Source organism: Hyphomonas sp. (assembly GCF_022844445.1).
Lineage (GTDB): Bacteria > Pseudomonadota > Alphaproteobacteria > Caulobacterales > Hyphomonadaceae > Hyphomonas.
Genome location: NZ_JALHLS010000002.1, coordinates 47,714 through 69,780, shown reverse-complemented (window position 1 = coordinate 69,780; position 22,067 = coordinate 47,714). Strand labels below are relative to the sequence as shown.

General features: G+C 63.9%; 19 protein-coding genes and 1 tRNA gene. 12 read left to right on the top strand and 8 right to left on the bottom strand.

The genetic code is table 11. The annotated features are described in order from the left end of the window. Window positions 1-77: 77 nt before the first annotated feature. Window positions 78-1,472, bottom strand: a complete 1,395-nt coding sequence (locus Q0C17_RS03395; protein WP_291201323.1) for a pectate lyase — start codon at window positions 1,470-1,472, stop codon at window positions 78-80. A gap of 186 nt (window positions 1,473-1,658) precedes the next feature. On the opposite strand from Q0C17_RS03395, the gene Q0C17_RS03390 reads away from it, so the two are divergent. The 3 genes from Q0C17_RS03390 to Q0C17_RS03380 all read left to right on the top strand — a co-directional run bounded on the left by Q0C17_RS03390 (window position 1,659) and on the right by Q0C17_RS03380 (window position 7,302). Continuing rightward, a complete protein-coding gene (locus Q0C17_RS03390) occupies window positions 1,659-2,516 on the top strand; it encodes a hypothetical protein (protein ID WP_291201320.1) in 858 nt (285 codons plus the stop codon). A gap of 175 nt (window positions 2,517-2,691) precedes the next feature. Beyond that, window positions 2,692-5,541 (top strand): TonB-dependent receptor, encoded by a 2,850-nt coding sequence (locus Q0C17_RS03385; protein WP_291201317.1) that lies wholly within the window; start codon window positions 2,692-2,694, stop codon window positions 5,539-5,541. A gap of 123 nt (window positions 5,542-5,664) precedes the next feature. Then, a complete protein-coding gene (locus Q0C17_RS03380) occupies window positions 5,665-7,302 on the top strand; it encodes a family 43 glycosylhydrolase (RefSeq protein ID WP_291201314.1) in 1,638 nt (545 codons plus the stop codon). Here the strand turns inward: Q0C17_RS03380 and Q0C17_RS03375 are convergent. The 4 genes from Q0C17_RS03375 to Q0C17_RS03360 all read right to left on the bottom strand — a co-directional run bounded on the left by Q0C17_RS03375 (window position 7,299) and on the right by Q0C17_RS03360 (window position 11,655). After that, on the bottom strand, window positions 7,299-7,784 hold the full coding sequence (locus Q0C17_RS03375) for a hypothetical protein (RefSeq protein ID WP_291201312.1): 486 nt from the start codon (window positions 7,782-7,784) through the stop codon (window positions 7,299-7,301). The two genes, Q0C17_RS03380 and Q0C17_RS03375, sit on opposite strands and share 4 nt — an antisense overlap. 21 nt (window positions 7,785-7,805) lie before the next feature. Continuing rightward, complete coding sequence (locus Q0C17_RS03370; RefSeq protein WP_291201310.1) at window positions 7,806-9,380, bottom strand: carboxylesterase family protein; 1,575 nt, start codon at window positions 9,378-9,380, stop codon at window positions 7,806-7,808. Further along, window positions 9,371-10,552 (bottom strand): pectate lyase, encoded by a 1,182-nt coding sequence (pelA, locus tag Q0C17_RS03365; protein WP_291201308.1) that lies wholly within the window; start codon window positions 10,550-10,552, stop codon window positions 9,371-9,373. Before pelA ends, Q0C17_RS03370 begins: the two co-directional genes overlap by 10 nt. Window positions 10,553-10,878: 326 nt before the next feature. Beyond that, on the bottom strand, window positions 10,879-11,655 hold the full coding sequence (locus Q0C17_RS03360) for an arylesterase (protein ID WP_291201306.1): 777 nt from the start codon (window positions 11,653-11,655) through the stop codon (window positions 10,879-10,881). Between the two features lie 66 nt (window positions 11,656-11,721). Here Q0C17_RS03360 and Q0C17_RS03355 point away from each other — a divergent pair, with 66 nt between their 5' ends. Next, the gene (locus Q0C17_RS03355) at window positions 11,722-12,402 is read left to right on the top strand and encodes an ABC transporter ATP-binding protein (protein WP_291201303.1); all 681 of its coding nucleotides are present in this window, start codon (window positions 11,722-11,724) and stop codon (window positions 12,400-12,402) included. Further along, window positions 12,399-14,930, top strand: coding sequence for an FtsX-like permease family protein (locus Q0C17_RS03350; RefSeq protein WP_291201300.1), 2,532 nt, complete (start codon window positions 12,399-12,401; stop codon window positions 14,928-14,930). Before Q0C17_RS03355 ends, Q0C17_RS03350 begins: the two co-directional genes overlap by 4 nt. 92 nt (window positions 14,931-15,022) lie before the next feature. Here Q0C17_RS03350 and Q0C17_RS03345 read toward each other — a convergent pair. After that, window positions 15,023-15,097, bottom strand: a tRNA-Gly gene (locus Q0C17_RS03345). A gap of 108 nt (window positions 15,098-15,205) precedes the next feature. After that, complete coding sequence (locus Q0C17_RS03340; RefSeq protein ID WP_291201297.1) at window positions 15,206-15,670, bottom strand: helix-turn-helix domain-containing protein; 465 nt, start codon at window positions 15,668-15,670, stop codon at window positions 15,206-15,208. A 137-nt stretch (window positions 15,671-15,807) separates the two neighbouring features. Here Q0C17_RS03340 and Q0C17_RS03335 point away from each other — a divergent pair, with 137 nt between their 5' ends. The 3 genes from Q0C17_RS03335 to Q0C17_RS03325 all read left to right on the top strand — a co-directional run bounded on the left by Q0C17_RS03335 (window position 15,808) and on the right by Q0C17_RS03325 (window position 18,846). Continuing rightward, on the top strand, window positions 15,808-16,890 hold the full coding sequence (locus Q0C17_RS03335; RefSeq protein ID WP_291201294.1) for an esterase-like activity of phytase family protein: 1,083 nt from the start codon (window positions 15,808-15,810) through the stop codon (window positions 16,888-16,890). A gap of 252 nt (window positions 16,891-17,142) precedes the next feature. Next, window positions 17,143-17,766 (top strand): 5-formyltetrahydrofolate cyclo-ligase, encoded by a 624-nt coding sequence (locus Q0C17_RS03330; protein ID WP_291201291.1) that lies wholly within the window; start codon window positions 17,143-17,145, stop codon window positions 17,764-17,766. A 63-nt stretch (window positions 17,767-17,829) separates the two neighbouring features. Continuing rightward, complete coding sequence (locus tag Q0C17_RS03325) at window positions 17,830-18,846, top strand: family 16 glycosylhydrolase (protein WP_291201287.1); 1,017 nt, start codon at window positions 17,830-17,832, stop codon at window positions 18,844-18,846. A gap of 6 nt (window positions 18,847-18,852) precedes the next feature. On the opposite strand, the gene Q0C17_RS03320 is transcribed toward Q0C17_RS03325, so the two are convergent. Then, window positions 18,853-19,182, bottom strand: a complete 330-nt coding sequence (locus Q0C17_RS03320; protein ID WP_291201284.1) for a DUF1476 domain-containing protein — start codon at window positions 19,180-19,182, stop codon at window positions 18,853-18,855. A 180-nt stretch (window positions 19,183-19,362) separates the two neighbouring features. Between Q0C17_RS03320 and purC the strand changes: the two genes are divergently transcribed. The 4 genes from purC to Q0C17_RS03300 all read left to right on the top strand — a co-directional run bounded on the left by purC (window position 19,363) and on the right by Q0C17_RS03300 (window position 22,018). Further along, on the top strand, window positions 19,363-20,139 hold the full coding sequence (gene purC / locus Q0C17_RS03315) for a phosphoribosylaminoimidazolesuccinocarboxamide synthase (RefSeq protein WP_291045019.1): 777 nt from the start codon (window positions 19,363-19,365) through the stop codon (window positions 20,137-20,139). Beyond that, complete coding sequence (purS, locus tag Q0C17_RS03310) at window positions 20,139-20,384, top strand: phosphoribosylformylglycinamidine synthase subunit PurS (protein WP_291201281.1); 246 nt, start codon at window positions 20,139-20,141, stop codon at window positions 20,382-20,384. The genes purC and purS overlap by 1 nt, the downstream gene beginning before the upstream one ends. A gap of 189 nt (window positions 20,385-20,573) precedes the next feature. Further along, window positions 20,574-21,185: a TetR/AcrR family transcriptional regulator gene (locus Q0C17_RS03305; RefSeq protein ID WP_291201278.1), complete on the top strand. Its 612-nt coding sequence runs from the start codon at window positions 20,574-20,576 to the stop codon at window positions 21,183-21,185. A 26-nt stretch (window positions 21,186-21,211) separates the two neighbouring features. Beyond that, window positions 21,212-22,018 (top strand): 1-acyl-sn-glycerol-3-phosphate acyltransferase, encoded by an 807-nt coding sequence (locus Q0C17_RS03300; protein WP_291201275.1) that lies wholly within the window; start codon window positions 21,212-21,214, stop codon window positions 22,016-22,018. Window positions 22,019-22,067: the final 49 nt, after the last annotated feature.

Genomic DNA, 22,067 nt, shown 5'->3' with positions numbered 1-22,067 from the left:
TGCAACGGGAGAACTTGCCAGAAGCCTGTCTCGCGCGGACACCGCGATTTGGCAAGTTGTCCCCCGTTGTCAGCCCCTCAGGTGCCCCGGCCCTTCTGGCTGGCGTCCAGCGCTTCAGGCGACTTCGGCAGCATGGTTTCAAGGTCCCAGAGCGCCGGGTCAAATGCCCGGTAGGACGGCGCCATCACGGGATAGCCGCCCACTTCGGTCTGGCTGTCGATGATCTCGCCGCGCCCTTCGGCGGCATTGGCAATCACGCGAACGTCGTGGCCATCCCGGTCCCAGGGGCGGGCGCCGGCATTCTTCAGGACAAAAAGTTCCACGTCCTCGGCCGCCAGAACCGGCAGGCCCTCTGGCAGCGGCATTGCCTCCGGCGCATCGACAATCTTCGCGCGTCCGGTAGTATAGTAGCCACGCTCGGGTAGCAGATCTCCTTTCCAGTCGACCGCGATATTGTCGCGCGTATGCAGCGCCAGGTCTCCGTCTCCTCCCAGCATAACCAGCGGCAAACCGGCGGCTGTCGACTGGCCGCCTCGCAGGACGTTACCAATCATGTCCATCCGGCCGGTCTGGAAAGGCACGGCGCCCCATTCCTGGGCCTGAAGGTTGTAGTGTACGGCCCGCTGCCCAGGATCGTAGATGAAGTTGTTGACAATCTGCCCCTGCACGCCGCCCTTGAAAAGCGGGTTACGCTCATAATTGTGCGCATACAGATTACCGTAAATCAGGATACCGCTTATATTGTCGTGGATCAGCGATCCCTTCGAGTGCTCAAACTTGGGATGCGTCGCATCAGCCAGACCTTCCGCAATCAGGTTGTGACTGTAGAGGATGTTGCGAGACGTACCGGCGCGCCATTCCTCTGGCGTTGCGCCAGTGAAGCGCGGGCCGGATGCAGAGAGGTTCTCATCGACCGCCCAGGTCAGCGAACAATGATCGACAATCAGGTTGTGGGCGCTCGCTGTGGAGACCGAATCTTCCGAAAAGCCGGTCCCGCGCGCTTCGCCATTGTCACCGGGGCGGATACGCAGGTGCTGGATGATCACATCATTGGTCTTCACGTCGATGCCGCCGCGGATCAGCGTGATGCCTGGCGAGGGCGCCGTCTGACCAGCGATCGTAAGGTGCGGATTGGTAATCGAGATCGTCTGCTTCTCGAGGTCGATTACGCCGCCGACCTCGAAGACGATGATCCGCGCGCCGTCCTTTGCAATCGCTTCGCGCAGACTGCCCGGGCCGTCATTCGCCAGCGTCGTGACGCGGACAATCTCGCCGCCGCGACCGCCATCGGTGATCGCCTGCCACTCGATGGCCGGGAAGAACCAGACTGGCCCGGCCGGAGATGAGGAGGTTGCAGCCAGCGCCGGCAACGGTTCGCCGGAGGCCGGCGCAGGCGGCGTAGCGCAGCCCGTCAAATGCAAGGCGGCCAGTGCCGCTGAGGCTGCAATCACCCGGTAGAGTTGCGCGGTCATCTGATCCTCCCAAAACGGTTTGAGTGATTTTTCTGGACGGGCCAATCGAGAAATTGATTGACACATCCTCGTTTCGGAAGACTATGACACCGGTTTCCAAGGCTGTCCAGCAACAGGCTAGGCATAAAAACAACGCGGCAGGCGGCCCCCGAACAGAGGGCTCCCCGCCACCAGGGACGAAACGGAATGGCAAGTACACACCTCACGGGACGCCCGGGCAACCCCGCCATCGATGTGCGGGCCGCTGCCTTTGTCGAAGCGCGTCTCGCGGGCCGTCCGCTGTCGGATTATCCCGGCGCGCTACCCGCGTCCCTGGCCGAGGCTTACCTTATCCAGACGCAGGCCATCAGCATCTGGCCGGACCGCTTGGCCGGCTGGAAGGTCGGACGGATCAATGCCCCCTTCGATGCCACCTATGGCACCGACAGGCTCGCAGGCCCGATCTTCTCCCGGCAACTGACACGTACCGCCGAGCCGGCCGGAAACGTCTTCCTGTTCAGCGGCGGATTTGGCGCGATTGAGGGCGAAATAGTTATAGAAGTCGGCGAGGATGCGCCGGCCGGCAAAACGACCTGGAGCCTCGCGGAGGCATCTGAAATAGCAGCAAATGCAAGGCTTGGCGCCGAAATTGCCTCCAGCCCCTTCGCCCAAATCAACGACCATGGGCCGTTGGTGACCATTTCGGACTTTGGCAACAACAACGGACTGATCCTCGGCGGCGAGATCCCGTCCTGGCGCACTGCAAACCCTTCAAGCTGGCGGTTGCGAACGTTGATCGACGGTGTTGAAGCCGGCGCGGCAGATGCCTCTGCCATTCCCGGCGGGCCGCTGGAATCTTTCCGTGCGGTGCTCGAGATCTGCGCGCGCCAGGGCCACCCGCTTCGCCGCGGCATGCAGATCACCACGGGCGCTGTAACCGGCGTCCATCCCCTTCGCGCTGGTCAGACGGCGCGCATCGAGATGGCCGGAATGGATCCCATCACCTGCACCGCCGCCCCCGCGATGGCACAGCAAACCAACACTGCCCACAAACGTCCGGCTTGAGCCGGGCGACCTTTCTGCAACACCTTTCGGGAATGGAACCAGAAGATGACAGGATCGAAAGAAAATTAATTGATACCGGTAGCATGTTTAATTATGCTACCGGTGACATAAAGAGCGGCCTCCCTTGCAGGCGGCCGCCAAGATGACAACGCTCAATCCTGGGAGGAGAGCAAAGATGCGTTTCAGGGACACCAGTTTCAACTTCCGGCTGCTCATGGGAGCGGCCGCTGTCGGCCTGCTTGCAGGCGGCGCCAACGCTCAGGAGCAAGAGACTCCTGAAGACAGCGAAGCCCGCCAGGAAACGGTCGTCGTGACCGGCTTTCGCCAGAGCTTGCAACAAGCCATCGCCGTCAAGCGCAACGAAACCGGGATCGTCGACGCGATCAGCGCCGAAGACATTGCCGACTTCCCTGACCTCAATCTCGCCGAAGCTCTGCAACGCGTTCCCGGTGTCCAGATTGACCGTGACGGCGGCGAAGGCCGCTCGATCAACGTGCGCGGCCTCTCCTCGGACTTCGTCCGCGTCCAGATCAACGGCATGGAAGCTCTGGCCACCACGGGTGGCCGTGATGGCCGCGCCAACCGCAACCGGCAGTTCGACTTCAACGTCTTCGCGGCGGACCTGTTCACCAGCGTAAAGATCGCAAAATCGCAGGAAGCAGAAGTCGACGAAGGCTCGCTCGGCGCAACCGTCCAGCTGCGTTCCGCCAAGCCGTTCGACTATGATGGCTTCACCTTCGCAACCGGCGCGCAGGCCTCCTACAATGACTTGTCGGAAAAGACAGATCCCCGGTTCACCGCGCTGATTTCGGACCGCTGGTTCGATGACCGCGTAGGCGCGCTGGTATCGGTCGCCTATTCGACGCGCAATACGTTCGAAGAAGGCTCAAGCTCGGGCCGCTTCCGCGTGCCGGCCGACGATGGCTGCGCCGGCCCCGGCTTTGTCAACACGACGCGTTGCTATCAGTCTGTTGGCACCGTAACGGATGCCAGCGGCGCGGTCCTGACCGGGCCGGCAGCAGCCGCAGCGGCAGCACGCGGCGCACATCCTCGCATCCCCCGCTATGGCCGCATCGGCTATGATCGTGAACGCCTTGGACTCACGGGAGCATTCCAGGTCGAACCGTGGGAAGGCACCGAAATTACCTTCGACTCGCTCTACGCCCAACTCGACCAGACGCGGAACGAAGAATTTCTCGAAGTCATTTCTTTCGCCCGGGAAACGGGTGTCCAGGGCCTTCGGACGGTCGACCTTGTCTCGGGTCGTGTCGACGACAATGCGACGCTGGTTCAGGGCACATTCAATGATGTCGATATCCGGACCGAGCAGCGCATCGACGTTCTTGAAACCGAGTTCTTCCAGAACTCGCTGAGCTTCGAATCCGATTTGACAGATACAGTCCGGATCTCGGGTCTGGCCGGCGCCTCGCGCGCCATCGGCACCAACCCTCAGCAGACCACGATTTCGCTCGAGCGTTATGATGTGGACGGATATTCTTACGACTATTCTGATCCGAACCTGCCGGCGTTCAACTATGCCTTCGACGTGACGAACCCAGCGAACTATGTGTTTTCGTCCAGCACCGCACTGGGCGACGCTTCCATCATCCGTCAACGCCCGAACAAGACCGTCAACTCCTATGATACCGCCCGCCTCGACCTGGCCTGGGACGTGAACGACATCTTCACGCTCAGCGGCGGCGCTTCCTATAAGGAGTTCGGCTTCGACGTCCGGGAGTGGCGCACAAATGAGGCGGTCAGCGCGACCACCACCGCCGCCCTTGCGGCCCAAGGCATTCCGCAGTCGGCGTACACAACACTCGTGTCGAACTTCGGTAGCGGCATGGACCTGCCGGCTGGCACGCCAGCAACCTGGGTGATCCCGGACCTCAACGCGCTCAATGCCATCATGGATTTCGATTGCAATTGCGTGAACTCTTTCGGCGATTTCCGCCTGACCCGGTTCGATGGCGAAACCCGGAGCGCCGTCGAGAAGTCGACCGGCGGCTACGTGCAGCTCGATTGGAACGCCGACCTCGGCTATATCCCGGTACGCGGCAACGTCGGTGTCCGCTATGTCGAAACCGACCTGACGTCCGTGGGTATTCTCAGCGGCGCCCCTGTCGAAGCCAACTTCAAGTACGATAACACGCTGCCGGCCCTCAATGTCGTGATCGAACCATCGGCCGACGTCGTCCTGCGGATTGCGGCGGCCAAGACGATTGCCCGCCCAGGCCTTGCCTCGCTGACACCGGGCGGCTCGATCGACACCAGCCCGCCCGGCTTCTCGCTCACCTCGGGCAACCCCTATCTCGAACCGATCCAGTCCAACAACGTGGATCTTTCGCTCGAATGGTATCCCTATGACGAGGCCCTGTTCTCGGTTGCCCTGTTCCGCAAAAACATCGAGAGCTTCACTCAGCGCCTGGTTCGCACGATCCCCTACTCGGAGACGGGCTTCCCGAACTCACTGCTCGGTCCGGGCGTAACACCGGCCGACCCGTTCGTCGTGACCAACTTCGTCAACACGCCCGGCGGCGTGCTGAACGGCTTCGAAGTCACGCTTCAAACGCCGTTCAACTTTGACTTCATTCCTGAGCAGCTTCACGGCTTCGGCGGTCTGGTGAACTATACTAAGATTGACTCCGAGTTCGACTACATCATCAACCCGACGACCGGCGCCACGGTGACCGAGTCGCTCATTGGCCAGTCTCCGTCTTCCATGTCGGCCACGCTCTACTACGAGCGCGGCCCGTTTGAAGCGCGCATCTCGAGCAGCTGGCGTGATGAGTACCTTACGCTCGTTCCGGCGGCGAGCGGAAACGATGTCGAAGGCAAGGCGGCGACGCTGAACCTGGACATGTCTGCTTCCTATGAACTGACGGACAAGATTGAATTGACCTTCGAGGCGATCAATCTGACGGATGTCTATGACGAGCGCTGGATCAGCAGCCAACGTCAGAACAGCCTCAACTATGAGCATACCGGCCGTGAATTTGTCGTCGGCGTCCGGTACCGCTACTAAAGGCTGAGGCGGCACCGGTGGAGCCCCTCTCTCCGCCGGTTTACTCGCGCCATCCCTAGCCGCCGGATCGCCCCCCGATCCGGCGGCTTTTTTGTCCGCATACCGATTGAAATGGAGCCGTCAATGAAGCTGACCCGACGCATGGCCCTCTCTGGCCTCGCCGCCCTGCCTCTGACGGCCTGTGCCAGCCGTCTGGAAGCGGCCACAAGAACGGCGCTCTGGCCCGAAGAAGGATTGATATCGCCGTCCGGTGCCGACTGGTCGCATCTCGACTGGCCGCGCGGCTTTGAGGGCCAGCGCCGCGCTGATCTCGGAAACGGTACTTTCCTCAACCCCGTCTTTTCAGGCGACCGGCCGGACCCGACTGTGCTCCGCGACGGTGATACCTACTACATGACGTTCTCGACGTTCGACGCCTATCCAGGTCTGGTCATCTGGAAATCAACGGATCTCGTGAACTGGTCACCCGTCACCGCCGCACTCAAGACTCCTATCGGCTCCGTCTGGGCGCCCGAGCTCTGCAAGCATGAGGGCCGATACTACCTCTACATCCCTGCCCGCTTTCCGGATTATCGCTCGAACTATGTCATCTGGGCCGACCACATCGAAGGCCCCTGGAGTGAACCTGTCGATCTCAAGCTACCCAGGCACATCGACCCCGGGCACGCAGTCGGCGAAGACGGAAAGCGCTATCTCTTCCTTTCCGGCGGAGACCGCGTTCGCCTCACCGATGATGGCCTTTCGACCGCCGGAGAGGTCGAGCATGTCTATGATCCCTGGCGATACCCCGACACATGGACCGTCGAGGCCTTTGCGCCTGAGGGCCCGAAGATCACGCGGCGCGGGGACTGGTTCTATCTCATTACTGCTGTTGGCGGCACAGCAGGCCCGCCGACGGGACATATGGTGATCGTCGCCAGATCGCGGTCGATACATGGTCCGTGGGAAGACTGTCCGTTCAACCCCATCGTCCGCACCTGGTCGGCCAGCGAAAAGTGGTGGTCGCGGGGCCATGCAACGCTGGTCGAGGCACCGGACGGTGGTTGGTGGATGGCCTATCACGGCTACGAGAACGACTTCTGGACCCTGGGCCGCCAGATGCTGCTTGACCCTGTAGAATGGACGGAAGACGGCTGGCCGCTTGCCAAGGGGGGAGATCTCTCGGTGCCGTTGCGCAAACCCGTCGCGTCTTCCGGCCATCCGCACGCGCAGCCCCTGTCCGATGATTTTTCGTCCAATCGCCTCGGGACACTCTGGGCCTTCTACAACCCGGCGCCGGATGAAAGTGAGCGATTTAATCTGCAGCCGGAAGGGCTATCGCTCACGGCCAAAGGGACGAGCCCAGGCGACGCTTCGCCGCTCTGCTTTGTCTGCGGGGATCTTGCCTATGAAGTGGAAGCCGACATTGAACTTGGCGAGCGCACAGAAGCCGGACTTTTGCTTTTCTATTCGAAGCGCCTCTATGCAGGCCTCGGCTTTGACGCAAACGGGCTCGTCATGCATCGCTATGGCCGCCAGCGCCGCGGCCGCGCGTTTGAGGACTTGGGAAATCGCCTGTTCATACGCATCCGGAACGACCGTCACATCGTCACGATCCACACAAGCCGGGATGGTTCGACATGGGAGAAGTACGGCGTTCAGATGGAAGTGTCCGGATATCACCACAATACCGACGGAGATTTTCTCAGTCTTCGCCCGGCACTATATGCTGCAGGCGGCGGCGCCGCACTCGTCCGGAAGGTGACGTACCGCGCGCTTTAGTGCGGCCAGCGCTCTTGAAGCACGCGGGCAACTCCTTGCCTATCAAGCGCAACTTCGATCGCAGGATCCGAAGGCATGCCAGGCGCAAACAGCTCGTAGATGACTGTGCCGTCCGCCTGCGTACTTTCTATGACGCGCGCCGGTGAAACTTCTGGCGCCGCTGTCCGGACCGCGACAGGTGCGTCGGCCCAGGCGATGTCGCGTTGGGTCTCCACAATCTCGGGACCTGCAGAAGTCAGAAGAATATCAAACTCCAGCTCACTGCCATCCGGCAAGTTTCCTTCCACATCAAAATAGGTCCGCCCGCCCCGCTCCTTCTTCTGCGCGCCGGAAATCCGGAAGCCTTGAGCGGCGCCCTCAGCCAGAGCGCGCACCTTTTCAGGCACATCGCCGGGCTCGAGATCCGTGATTCGAACATCTGACGCGCCCGTCACCGCGCACCCCGCCAATGTGGCCGCTGCCATCCATGCCATCATCTTCATCGCCTGTCTCCTTTGCGCAGGTCAGCTGCCCCACTGGATGAAGGGCACCTTGGAAAACAACTCGCGCTCCATGCTGCGGGGATCGCGCGCCACTCCGGTCCTTGCTCCGAAGATCATCGTTTCGCGCGCGGGTATCCTGTATCGCGGCCAGGCCTTAAGGCCCGCATGTTCAGGCGAGCCGGTCCGTGCCAGCGCGACGAGCGCGCTGCTCAGCTCGTCGCTGATCCGGCGCGCGGCGGCGGCCTCACCCGGCATCGCGCCTGCCCGGTCCAGATTGCCGAAGGCATACCCGATATCGGCCGTATGCGGAGCGCCCCACTTGCCCCTATCCGCCAGCCAGGGCAGATCAAAGCGGTACACCCAGGTCGGCGACCCCTGCCGCGCGCGGGCGTCCGCCTCCTCGACCTGTCCGCGCCAGGAGCGCCCCGCCGTGGTCGCAGCAAAGAAGATGTCGCCAGGGGATTGATCAGGATAAGCCGCGCGGTATGCGGCGACTACCGTACCCGGATCGATATCGCTGCGCATGTGCCGAACCAGCGCCTCGGGCAAAGCCTCCCAGCCGAGGTCAAACAGCTCCGGCTCACGGCGCCCGATCAGCGTCCGCGTCTCATTCAGCGTATTGCCAAGGATCATGGGGATATGCGCTGATTGCGGCGGCGCATCTGGCCAGAACGGATGCCGGGTCAGCATCCGTTCATCCAGAACCGGACCGAAGTAGATCCCCTGTGCCTCGTCCAGCGGATCACGAGCAGCAAGCGCGTCCACGATTTTCTCTGCCGGAACCGAGGCGATCCGCGAGGCATCGGCAGGGTCAATCTTAAGGGCGGCGAGAAAGGCCCGCGTACGCCGCGCGGCATTGAGCGGGCCAGAGGCTGTCACCTGCTGGCCGCTCATTGTGGCGACCGAATGAAACAGTCCCTCCGCTGCAGGCGAGGCCATCAGTGTCGCGATCTTCGCGCCGCCGCCGGACTGGCCGAATACCATGATGCGGGACGGGTCGCCGCCGAAAGCAACCGCATTGTTGCGAACCCAGTTCAGCGCGAGCACCAGGTCCCATTGCCCGGCATTTCCGGAATCCGGGAACCGCCCCGGCAGGACGGGCTCCAGATAGAGGTACCCGAAAGCGTTGAGGCGGTGATTGAGGGTGATGACAACCACATCGCCCGCCGCCGCAAGGCGTGCGCCATCATAGAGAGCTTCAGAGCCGGAGCCGGAACTGTAAGCCCCGCCATGAATGTACACCATGACCGGCCGCGCCCCGCCATCTCCAGGTTGCGGTGTCCAGACGTTCAGGAAAAGGCAGTCCTCGGATTGATACGGTTCGCCGCCGCGCTGGGGCGCAGAGGCACCGTATGCGACTGCCGGCAAGATATCCGTCCACGGATCTGGCGGCGACGGGGGGGCAAACCGGGTGCGGCGCGTATCGGCGCCGTAGCGGATACCCTTGAACACGCTGACACCAGCCTCCCGCAGTCCTCGGACCGGGCCGTGGGATGTCATCACGGCAGGATCGCTCTCGTCCGCCCCTGCACTTGCGCCTGCCGCAAAGGCGAGCGCGGCGGTAGCGGTCAGAAAGTCCCGCCGGTTCAGGGGCATGACCCGCCGTCTGGTCGATCGCCCAAAACCCGGCAATGCCATTTCGGATAGTCGCGCGCGAGCAGTTTGGCTGGCCAAACGCCATACCAGCTATAGCCTGTGCGTCGCTCGGGATGGATCTGGTCATACCGCTCCACCCGGACACCGTCCCGGTTGGCGAGGACGACCGAATTGTCGGCAAGATCATAGAACCGCGCCCAGAGCGGCGGCGCGCCGGGATCCGGCGTCAAGCGCCGGTCTGTCTTCGTATTGTGGAAGTCATATGGAGCTTCCGCATCAAGTTCGACTGTTTCGAGACGCATGCCGTCAATCTGCACGGCGATGAGCCAGGTGGCGGCACCTTTCACGCTTGCGATGACCTCCGGTGACGGATCCTTGATCGACATGAGGTATTTGACGATGGCGACCGTCTCCTGCGAGACGATCCCGGGCAGTTCAAAGCTGCGCCCCCCCATCGGCGCCAGCGTGACCGGGTCATACTGCCCTGCCCATCCCGTCAGCGTATCGCCCTGACGCACCTGCAGGCGCAGCAGACATTCTGTGCCGCGCCCCAGCGCATCGGCCGCCCTCGCCTGCGTCGCTTCATCAAGCCGGTCGAAAGGGGCTTTCGCCTCAGAAATTCGGCTAAGCAACGTAAGCGGACCGGAAAACACCTCGTCCGCGACAGTGATACGCCCCTGATACTCTGTTTGCGGCGGCACCGTGTGCGGCCAGCCCCCACAGCTCTCGATCTGGTTAGCCAGCAGGTAGTCGAGCCCGCGCACCGCGCCCTCCCGCAGGCGTGCCTCGCCCGTCAAGGCATACGCGCCCATAAGGTATTCGATCTGTGTAAAGACGTTCCGGTTGTCGAAGCTTCCGCCCGCCTCCTCTTTCTCGGCCATGAGCTGGACCACGTCTTCCGGTGACAGCACCTGAAGCGGGTCGCGGTTCTGCACCCAGCCGCCATGATTGCGCTGCATGAGCAGCAGGTTGTCTGCAATCGCCGCCACGTCGCCGGGCTCATGGCGGGGATACTCTTTTCCGCGTTTCATCTGCCAGTGATGGATGCCGTCCTCGAAGCCGTCGAGCGGCAGGCCCTGGGCGCTAGCCGGCAGGCCCACCATCGCGCCCGCCAGGGCCACGACGGTTACCAGCCACCTGAATTGTGCCCATCCGCCGCGTTGCCTTGCCATGCCCCTGCCTCCCGGCGCGCTATCACCCGCGCCCTGATTTCAGTAAATGACACCGGTAACATTTGGTCAAGAGCGGCATCGGTGGCGCGTGACGAGATATTTTCCCGAGATGTCAGGCAGCTTCGCAGATCCTATCACCGCCCTGGCCAGTCCGGCGGCCTCCAACAGGTCCGGAGCGGGGGCGCAACACTGAGCGCTCCCGTCACGCTCAGCGCCTACACATGTGGGTATACAGCCAACACGACCTCGCCTCAGGAGCCGCCGCCCTGAGCGCGCCGGCGCCGCGCCGAGGCAATCACCCGCGACTCAGCAGCATGAGATCAGCATCAGGGCATTCTGCAATTTTCGCCATCGGCGCACTCCGCACCCTTCTCCAGGCCGGCAATCACTGGCTCGAGGAATTTCGCCAGCGGTTCGGCGATCACCACGATGCCGTCCCGGGTCGGATGAAGCCCGTCACTCTGCAACATGGAAGGATCGCTTTCGATAGCTTCCAGAAGAGAGGGGTAATAAGGCACACTGAACGCCGCCGCGAGTTCCGGGTAGATCGCCGCGAACGCCGCGTCGCGGCTGCCCCGCGCGATGTCGCCGCGCGGCGAGAGACCGACGAGCACCGCCGGGATCCCGGCCGACTTTGCCTTCTCGAGGATCGCAGAGAGGTTCGCGCGCGTCACATCCGGCGGCACCCCCATCAGGAAGTCGTTGGCGCCCAGCGCGATGACGAGCAGGTCCGGCTCAGCCGCCGTTACGCTCCAGTCGAATCTTGCAAGCCCGTTGGCGGTCGTATCGCCGGACACGCCCGCATTGACTGCCACCGCATCGATCCCGCGGGCACGCCAGACCGCTTCGACCTGTTCCGGCAGCGCGTCATCCGGTTCGAGGCCGTAGCCAGCCGTCAGGCTGTCACCGAGGAAGACGACGACGGCGGCGTCAGCGGCATTTTCGGCGACCGGCGCCCGGGGTGCTTCGGCAGCCGGCGGCGGCGGGGACTGAGGCGCCGGTTCGGGACTTCCGCAAGCCGCCAGCGCGAGGCAGACGCCCGCGCCGGCGATTGAAAGGCTGCGCCCGAGGGCTTGCCGTAAGCAGGCTGCAAACGAAGTCATACTTTGAGATAGACACCTGGTCCGCGCCTGACAATGTGCGCCGGACCTAGCAGAGAGTATGAAAGCATGACTGAGGCGCTGAAAATGACCGGTGTCTGGCTGACCTTCCCGTCCGCCGCCGGCGAAGATGGCGCGGCCTCGCTGGATGTTCTCAAGGGCGTAGACTTCTCGGCCCGGCGCGGCGAGAGCGTCGCCATCGTGGGCCCGTCCGGCTCGGGCAAGTCGTCGATGATCGCCGTCGCTGCCGGTCTCGAACGCGCCAGCAGAGGTGAAGTCACGCTCCTTGGCGAGCGGATTGAGACGCTGGGGGAAGATGCTCTTGCGAGGCTGCGGCGCGGACGTGTCAGCATGGTGTTCCAGTCCTTCCACCTGCTCGAGACGATGACGGCCTTCGACAATGTGCGCGCCCCGCTCGAGATCGCGCGGCTCGACAAGGTGGACGCGCGCGCTAACGCTGCGCTCGATGCCGTCGGCCTCAGCGCGCGGCGGCTACACTATCCCGGGCAACTCTCCGGCGGCGAACGTCAGCGCGTGGCGGTGGCCCGCGCGCTCGCCTCCGATCCTGTGCTGGTATTCGCCGACGAGCCGACCGGAAACCTCGACTCCGAAAGCGGACGCGTTGTTGCAGATCTCCTGTTCTCGATCGCGAAGGATCGCGGCTCGACCCTGGTCATCGTTACACACGACCACGATCTTGCCGGCCGCGCGGGACGCACCGTGCACATGCGCGACGGGCAGATCGTATGAACAGCCTCGCGATCAAGCTGGCGCGCAGCGAGCTGTCGCGCGGGTTAAAGGGTTTCTGGATCTACCTCGCCTGCATCGCGCTGGGCACAGCGGCAATTGCAGCTGCCGGATCGGTTGCGGAAAGCTTCTCGCGCGGCCTCGCCAGCGAAGCGCGCACCCTTCTCGGCGCCGACGCACAGTTCACAACGGCGCAGAGACGTCCGTCTGCGGAGGAACGAGCCTTTGCCGAAGCACTCGGTACGGTTTCTGAAACCGCGTCGCTGGACGTCATGGGCGCGGCCAAAGACCTCCGGGCGCAGGTCGACGTTCGCGCTGTTGATCCGCAGTATCCGCTTATCGGCGTCGCCAAGGTCACCGGCGGCGAGCCGGACCTGCAGGCGGCGCTCGCCCCGCGAAACGGCCGTTGGGGTGTCGTCGTCTCCCAGTCCTTCCTCGACCGGTTTGATGCAGCCATCGGTGATGATGTGGAGATCGGTCCGGTATCCGGCGTTGTCACTGGACGGCTGGACCGTGTGCCGGACCGGATCGGCGCGCCCGGCGGCTTTGGCCCGGAAGCGATGGTGTCGCTCACCGCTCTGGAAGAAGCCGGACGTCTGACCCCAGGCCAGCTGTTCCGCTCCAGCGTGCGCATCGTCTTTAAGCCCGGCGAGACCTTCAGCACCGCGCAAGACAGGTTCAGGGACACCTTCCCGGATGAAGGCACCGAACTGCGCGGGCCAGAAGAATCGGTCGACGGCCTGCAGAACCTGCTGCAGACCCTGAACAGTTTTCTGGCCGTGATCGGGATTGCCGCGCTCATCTCCGGCGGGATTGGTGTGGCACAGGCCACGTCCGCCTTTCTGGAATCAAGAACGCCGTCGATCGCAGTGCTGAAGGTTTTCGGGGCGGACGCGGCCACCTTGCGCGCAGCTTATCTGCTGCAGCTCGGCCTGCTGGCTTTACTGGGCGCGCTGGCCGGAACAGCGCTCGGCGCGGCGGCGCCCTTCCTCCTCGCCAAGATCGCCGGCAGCGCATTGCCCATTCCGCAGCAACTCACGCTGCATCCTCTCCCGCTGCTCAAGGCGCTCGCACTCGGCCTGCTCGCCGCCGCCGTCTTTGCCCTGCCCGCTATCGGCACGGCGCGGGCCACCCGTCCATCCACCCTGTTCCGGCGCATCGGCGGCGAGACGCGCACGGCCGCGCCATGGCTCGAGCGTAGCTGGGCCGCGGGAGCTGCCGCAGCCCTCGCGGCACTCGCCACTTTCAGCAGCAACCGGCCGGCGCTGACTGCGGTCATCCTCGCGGGCGCCTTGGTCGTGGCCGCGCTGTTCATGCTCGCCGCCATGCTGGTCAAGCGCCTCGCTCGCACCGCGTCCCATCCGGCCCGGGGCATGTGGCGCCTCGCGCTTTCAAATCTCGGAGGCCCGGGCTCCCTTGCCCCGGCCATCGTCCCATCGCTTGGCCTCGGGCTCGTCCTGCTGGTGCTGGTCGTCTCTGTACAGACAAATCTCATTCGCCAGATTTCGGCAACCGCACCTGCCAATGCGCCTTCGCTCGTCCTCTCCCAGATTCCGAACGACAAGGTCGAAGCCTTCGACGCCGTGATGGCGGCCAACGGCGTCGACATTGCCGATCCCGACCGCTATCGCCGCGCGCCTTTCCTGCTCGGCCGCGTCACGTCGCTGAAGGGCAAGCTACTGATCGAGGAAGACGTGGCCGAATCCGAACGCTGGGTCGTGCGCGGCGAGACGAGCCTCACCTATTTCGCCGAACGCCCGCCGGAGACGCAGCTTGTCGCCGGCAGCTGGTGGCCGGCCGGCTACACCGGCCCGCTGCTCGCCTCGGTCGAGGTTGACGCTGCCAAGGGACTGGGCATCGGCGTGGGCGATACAGTCGGGTTCCGCATCGCCGGGCGAGATGTGACGGCCACGGTCTCCTCTCTCCGCAAGGTCGACTGGGGCACCTTCGGCATCGGCTCCAACACCGCCTTCATCTTCTCGCCAGGCACACTTGAGGCCGCAAAGCCCGCCTATGTCGCCATCGCACGCGCAACGCCGGAGCAGGAAAGCGCCATTATCACGGCGCTGGGCAATGATCTGCGCGAAGTCGTCGTCTTTCAGACCCGCCCGGCGCTCGAGACCGCCGCGCGGCTCTTCGGGCAGATCGCTGTGGCCGTGAATGCGGCGGCCGGCATCGTTACTCTGGCAGGCCTCCTCGTGCTGGCGGGCTCGTTCGCCGCGCTCGCCCGCAGACGGCGGCGCGAAGCGGCCTTGCTGAAAGTCTTCGGCGCCTCTCGCGGCGAAATCCTTCGCCTCTACGCCACCGAATTCGGCCTGGCCGCCGGTATCGCAGCCCTCATTGGCACGCTGATCGGTGTAGCCGCCTCCTACCCCATCGTGACCTTTGTGTTCGAAGCGCAGTGGCAAATGCCCTGGCAATCCGCCGGGCTGGTCGTTGGCGGCGCCATCGCCGTCTCAGCGCTTGGCGGCGCCGTTGCGGGCCTCGGAGCCCTTGCCCCCAAGCCGGCGGAGGTCCTGCGCACACCCTAGGCGGGCGCGCGGCAAGGTGATCACAAGATCCACGAAAACGCCCCGCGCAAACGCGGCGCCGGAGCCTTGGCTTGTTTTTCTGGAGATTCTTCTGGAGCGGGCGAAGAGATTCGAACTCTCGACCCCAACCTTGGCAAGGTTGTGCTCTACCACTGAGCTACGCCCGCATCCTGAAGTGGTTATCGCTGCCGCGCGCGGCAGAGCGGTGGGAATAAGCGGAAGGCTCGCGGTTTGCAAGAGCCAAAAACAAGTCCGCTGCGCCGCGCCGAACCCGCCTATCCCCGCAGGACGGCGCGGATCTGGTCGGGGCGCACTTCCCGGCCGTCCGGGTCCACAAAGGCGGCGCGGATCGCCGTTTTGGAGCCGGCTTTGGTAAAGCTGATCGGCGGAGGTTCGCCTTTGCCCAGCCAGATGTCGCCCCACTGGGTCAAACCGATCAGGATGGGCCGCAGCGACAGCCCCATGGCCGACAGGACGTACTCCGGCCTCGCCCGCTTGCCGGGTACCTTGTAGGTCTTTTTCGTGAGCAAGCCCGCATCAACCAGGATCTTCAGCCGGCCGGACAAGACTGTCCGCGGACAGCCAAGCTCGGACTGGAAGTCGTCAAACCGGCGCACGCCATACAGCGCCGCCCGAAGGATCAACAGCGTCCAGCGATCACCCACGATCTCGATCGTGCGCGCGAGATTGCAGTTCTCGGGCGGAATGGGGGAGCGGCGGGCAAGCGGGATCTGACTCATCTGCAATATTTGAAAGAGTTCGGAATCGAAATCCAGCCCGCACAGGCATGGCGGCCATGAAAAGGTCGAGGTTCTGTCATCCCTTGGCCGCGCGGGGGTGAGACCCGCCCGAAATGCAAACTCCCCCAAGGCTTTCCATGAAAATCGTCCTGCCCCTGATCGCGGCCGCTGTCGTACTGGGTTTCGCCAGTTGCGCAGCGCCCGGGACCGAAGCCGAGCCGGTTGCCGCGCGTTCCGCGCCCGCCGCGGTGACTAACGACCTGTGGACTTTTGCCGCCGCCGCAGATGGCATCCACGCCGCGTCATGCCCGGACGGCAACGCCCCGATGCGCGGCTTCCTCCCGCTGGATGTGTCAGTGACAGAGCTGGACGCGAAACAGACGGAAAGCCTCGCCGGCCTCGCGCCCGCCGGCGCCCGGCTCGCCGGGGCCTGGGAACTGACCTCGGGCGACCCCAACTTCGGCGGGCTCTCGGGTCTCGCCGTCGAGGACAGCAACACGCTTCTGGCGGTCACCGATGCTGGCGGCTGGGTCCGGATCGGCACGTCGGGCGGGGCGCCCGCCGCCGCCACCATCGGCTACATGCGCGGCGCCGAAGGCCAGTTTCTTTCCGGCAAGAGCGAGAATGATGCGGAAGGCCTCGCCGTGCGGGACGGCATCGCTTTCGTCAGCTTCGAGCGCGATTTCCGGATCGAGGCCTTCGCCGTCGGCTCCTGCGGCGCCGGCGCGAAAGCTGTGGAAATCTCAGCGCTGCCCGCCACGTTCGAAGGCCGCGCCATAGACACGAACGAAGGCCCCGAAGCCCTTGTGCTGACGCCGGATGGCCACCTCAAGGCCGGTTTCGAGGGCGCGTCCACCAGCGGGTCCCCAATCAGCCGCGTGCTTGCCTCCGGCGCTTCGGATTGGACGGGTCAGCTCGCAGACAACCCCAAGGGCTTTGCCCTTGTCGGCCTGGATGCGGTGCGCCTGGCCGACGGCACAACCCGGAATATCCAGCTCTACCGCGCCTTCGATCCTCTCCGGGGCGCCCGCTCAGTGCTGGTCTGGGGGGCCGGTGCAAACCAACGGCTGACGCTGTCGCGCCCCGTGCTGACTGACAACTTTGAAGGCCTGGCCGCCGAGGTTATGCAGACCGGCGAGCTGCGACTCTGGATTGTTTCGGACAATAATTTCAACAAGGTCCAGCGCACCCTTCTTTATGCCTTCGATGTGACGCCCTGAGCAGGCCCCTTCCCAGCAGCCCCCCGGCCCACTACATTGGCCGTTCACAAGGGCTGCGACGCGCGCAGGGACTGATCTCCAGCGACCTTACTTACCGTCAGGGAGTTGGCACTCTGGTCGGGGCTGTGGCCTCGGCTCATCCGGCACCCACCTAGTCTCTAGGTCGACGGGAGTGAAATGTGCCCGGCGGCGATTGCGGTTCTTGTGTCCCTTCTTCGGTGACGGCGCCATAAAGCCCCGCTAGAAGGCCCCATGAGTATCGAAGACGACAAGACAAACCTGCGCCACCGGATGCGCACGTTGCGCGCGGAAGCCGCCGCCCGCGACCCGGATGCGGCTGAAAAGCTCGCGGCGATTTTCCCGATGAAGCTCCTGGAGCGCTATGGCCCGGTCGTCTCGGCCTATGTTCCGATCAATGAAGAACTCGACCCCATGCCGCTGCTCGACCGGCTGGCCCGCGCGGGAGCGGAAACCTGCCTGCCACGCATGACGCCTCAGGGTATCAGCTGGCGGTTGTGGTCACCCGGCGAGCCGCTGGAGCGGCGCGGCTTCGGCCTGTCAGAGCCGCCGGAAGACGCGCCAGAGGCGACGCCAACGCTGGTGCTCACGCCCTTGCTCGCCTTCGACACGCTGGGAAACCGGCTCGGCTATGGCCGGGGCCATTACGATCAGGCGCTGTCGGTCCTGCGGGCCAAGGGCCGCGCCTTCGCCTGCGCGGTCGCCTATGCGGCCCAGCAGATCGACCGGGTCCCGGCGGAGTCGCATGACCAGCCGCTTGACTGGGCCATCACACCCATCGGCTCGGTGCCGCTGTTCATGATGCGCAATCGCTCCGCCCTCACCGCCCCTGCTCCGGATGACGGTTCGGCCGCCTGATTCCTTACCCGCGTTGGCGCATTTTTTGCTGGTTAGCGAAGCGTTAACATAGGGGCCCGGGTCTTGGCCGAGCATAAACCATCACCTGCCGCACAATGGCGCTGCGCCGATACCGGCGTTGACCGGCTTGTGCTGGGCAGCTGGGCGGCTTTCCTCGCGCTGGCCCTCTGGCTATTGCAGCCACCGGCCCCGGCGCGCAGCCCCCTGTCCGAAACTGAAGCAGCCGCCGTCCTGCCTGAACCGGTCGCCGCGGCAAACGAACCGGACTTTTACCCCTGGGTGCGCCCAGTCGAGCGGGATATGGCGCCGGTTGTCACACAACCGTGGTCGCCGAAACGCAAGCCTCGCACCGGCGGCTTCCTGACGCGCCTGACGTTCCCGTCCGAGGACCCCGTCTTCACCGCGTCCGATCACGGCAATGCCAACTCCTACTATGGCGGCGACTGGCTGCCCGCGAACGTCGATGCCCGCAATGGCGGCGCCTTTCTCGAAGTGAAACGAGAGTCTCATGGCGGCCTGCCCTACACGGCAGCCGAGATGCAGTCCGGACAGACCTACCATTATGGCCGCTACGAAGTGATCATGCAGCCGGCTCCCGGCTCAGGTCTCGTCACGGCCTTCTTCACCTATACCGGCCCGTGGTTCGGCGACCCGCATGATGAAATCGATATCGAGTTTCTCGGCACGGATACGACCAAGATTCATTTCAACTATTTCCGGAAGGGCAAGACCAACCAGCCTGCGGTCTTCGATCTGCCCTTCGACGCGGCTGCTGCGCCCCGTCTCTATGCCTTCGAATGGCGCCCCGATGGTATCACCTGGTTCGTCGACGGCGTGCCTTACTATGCAACGCGGCCAGGCGACCCCGGTGTTCCGCAGACCGCCGGCAAAGTAATGTTCAGCACCTGGACGGGCAAATCCAGCATTCAGGGCTGGCACGGCAAGCCCTTGTTCCGGGACGGGGCCGGCGCGCAGTTCAACTGCGTCTCGTTCACGCCGCTGGGCCACGAGACACCGAGCTGCGCCGACAGTTATGTTCCGGCATCCGGCGGCAGCCTGAAGTCTGTTCAGGCTCGTTGAGACCTGTCAGCCTTTGACTTCGCGGATGATTTCCTCGCGAGCGACCGGCAACAGGCGCGCCAGCTCTTCCTTGATCTGCGCTTCGGTACGGGTGATGCCCGCCGCTGTCAGGTCGCCCAGCACCTTGCGGATCACGTCGCCGTCGCCGGCTTCCTCAAGATCCGCCACCACAACGCTCTTGGCATAAACCTCGGCATCTGCGCCGCTGACGCCCATCAGGCCGGCGGCCCAGAGACCCAGCAACTTGTTCCGGCGGGCGGCTACGCGCATCTGCGTCTGCTGGTCGAGGGCATACCGGGCTTCCTCGGCGCGTTCACGATCATCGAATGAGCTCATGGAAATACCCTTTTCTGTGTCAGACGTTGGCTTGTCAGCGGTCATATAGGTCGCCGGGCCGGGTGTTCGCAATAATTGTTTCTGCCTGCGACTTGGCGTAACAGTCGCGCCTTCAGGGGTGCTGGCCGGTGATTCCGCCGGGCAGAAGGCCCCCAGGCACTGCAGGAAGGGCCGGATAAGATGAGCAAACGGCGCATCGTCTATGAGGGAAAAGCGAAAATCCTCTATGAGGGCCCGGAGCCGGGCACGCTGATCCAGTATTTCAAGGACGACACGACGGCGTTCGATGCCCAGAAGAAAGCCGTGCTCGACGGCAAGGGCGTGCTGAACAATCGCATCAGCGAGTTCATCATGACGCAGCTGAGCGCCATCGGAATCCCGACGCACTTCATACGCCGTCTCAACATGCGCGAGCAGCTGATCCGCAAGGTCGAGATCATCCCGCTCGAAGTCGTTGTCCGCAACATCGCAGCCGGTTCCCTGTCGACACGCCTCGGCATGCCCGAAGGCCAGCAGCTGCCTCGCCCGCTTGTGGAATTTTACTACAAGAGCGACGCGCTCCACGACCCGATGGTCTCCGAGGAGCACATTGCAGCTTTCGGCTGGGCGACGCCGCAAGAGTATGACGACATCATCGCGCTCGCCCTGCGCGTGAACGACTACATGTCCGGCCTGTTCGCCGGCGCCGGCATCCGCCTCGTCGATTTCAAGATCGAATTCGGCCGCTATTTCGAGAACGATCACGACATGCCGCGCATCTTGCTGGCCGATGAGATCAGCCCGGACAGCTGCCGCCTGTGGGATTACAAGACCGGCGAGAAGCTGGACAAGGACCGTTTTCGCCGCGACCTCGGCGGCGTGACGGAAGCCTATGCCGAAGTTGCGCGCCGCCTTGGGATCATCAAGGAATCGGGCGACACGGACAACGTCGTCAGCTTCACCGGAGGCAGCAAATAATGAAGGCCGTCGTTCACGTCTCGCTGAAATCCGGCGTGCTGGATCCCCAGGGCAAGGCCGTCGCCGATACACTCGCCCGCATGGGTTACGGCGAAGTCTCCGCCGCCCGCGTCGGCAAAGTGATCGAACTTGAACTCGAGGACGGCCTTGCAAAGGCCGACGCCGAAAAGCGCGTGAAGGAAATGTGCGAGAAGCTGCTCGCAAATACCGTCATCGAAAGCTACCGGATCGACGTCCTCGCCTAGGCGGCAATTCACAATCGAACACCCTTTCCGGGCGCACCCAGACGGTGCGCCCGGTTTGCATTTGGCGCCCTCCACACCTTCCAATGGTTTACGCGTCATTCACGGATCCCGCACCCCAGTGAGCGAATGATCACTTGCAATCTGGCCGACCGCCTGCTATATGCCGGCCTGTAACCGGAGACATTCCGCATGGCCCGATCCGCCGCCCCGCCGCCCCAGCCGCCCGACAAGAAGCCGCGGGTGCGCAACGCCAAGCCGAAGATCGAGCGGGCGGCGCTGAAGCTGTTTATCCACGAAGGCGTGGACGCCGCCACAACGCGCGAGATCGCCGACAAGGCGGGCGTCTCAGAAGGCGCGCTCTACCGCCACTACAAGGGCAAGGACGAACTCGCCCTCTCGCTCTTCCAGGCCACCCACAATCGCCTGTCGCAGATGCTGACCGAGGCGCTGTCGAGCAAAGGCAGCCTTGACACTAAAGTCCACGCCGCCGTGCTCGCCTATTGCACGCTGGCGGACGAAGACTTTCTACTCTTCTCCTTCCACCTCGTCTCGCTGAACCGTTACCTGCCCTACGACAAGCGCCGCGAAGACGACCCAGTCTCGGTCACCGAGAAGATCATCAGTGGCCTGATGGATGCCGGCGCGATACCGAAGGGCGATCCTGCGCTGAAGGCGGCCATGGCCCTGGGCGTGGTCATGCAAGCAGGTCAAAACAAGATCTACAACCGCCTGCAGGGCCCGCTTTCCCAGCACGCGCCCGCCCTATCGCGCGCTGTGCTCGCCGTCCTTAAATCTGCCTGATCCTTCGCCTACGGAGCATCACCCCCATGCGCGGTACCCTTTTCCAGATGGCCTACTGGCTCTTGTCGATCATCTATGTGCTCGTCTCGCTGCCCTTTCTCGCCTGGCCGGGCCACAGCCCCGTGCGTGCGATCATCAAGAGCTATACACGCGCGATGAACTGGGCACTGCGCATTGTCGCCGGCATCCGCAAGGAGGTGCGCGGGCGCGCCAACCTCCCCGATGGCGCCTTCGTGATCGCCTCCAAACACCAGAGCTGGGGCGACGGTTTCCTCGTCTACCCGGAAGTCCACAACCTCGCCTTCGTCACTGGTGACCACCTTGAGCGCTTCCCGCTTGTGTCCGGCATCCTGAAGAAGCTTGGCGCCATTGTCATCGACACCTGCGGCGGCGGCGAAAAGAAAGCCTCTTCGCTCGCCAACGGCATGCAAAGAGCCAAGGATGACGGCCGCCGTGTGCTGATCTATCCGGAAGGCCACCTCGCCCCGGTCGGCTATCACTTCCGCTACAAGTCCGGCGTCTGGCACATGGCCGAAGCGATGGGGGTGCCCGTCGTGCCGGTTGCCACGAATATCGGCGTGTTCTGGCAGCAACAGGAATCGCCGCGCCGAACCGGCAAGGCCGTGATCGAATTCCTCGAACCCATCCCGCCCGGCCTTCCAAAGGACGAATTCATCGCGCGCCTCACCGAGGCCGTTGAGGCCCGCACCGCCGAACTTGTCGCCGAAGCCACCGGCGAACCGGTAAGGCGCGCAACCTTAATCCCCGACCCGCCGAACGGCTTCGAAGCCAAGCCCACCCCGGACGATCTATCGGCGTACAGCAAGGCCTGAACCACCTCTGGAATCCCGTTGCGGATGTCCTATCTCGCCGCCACATTCA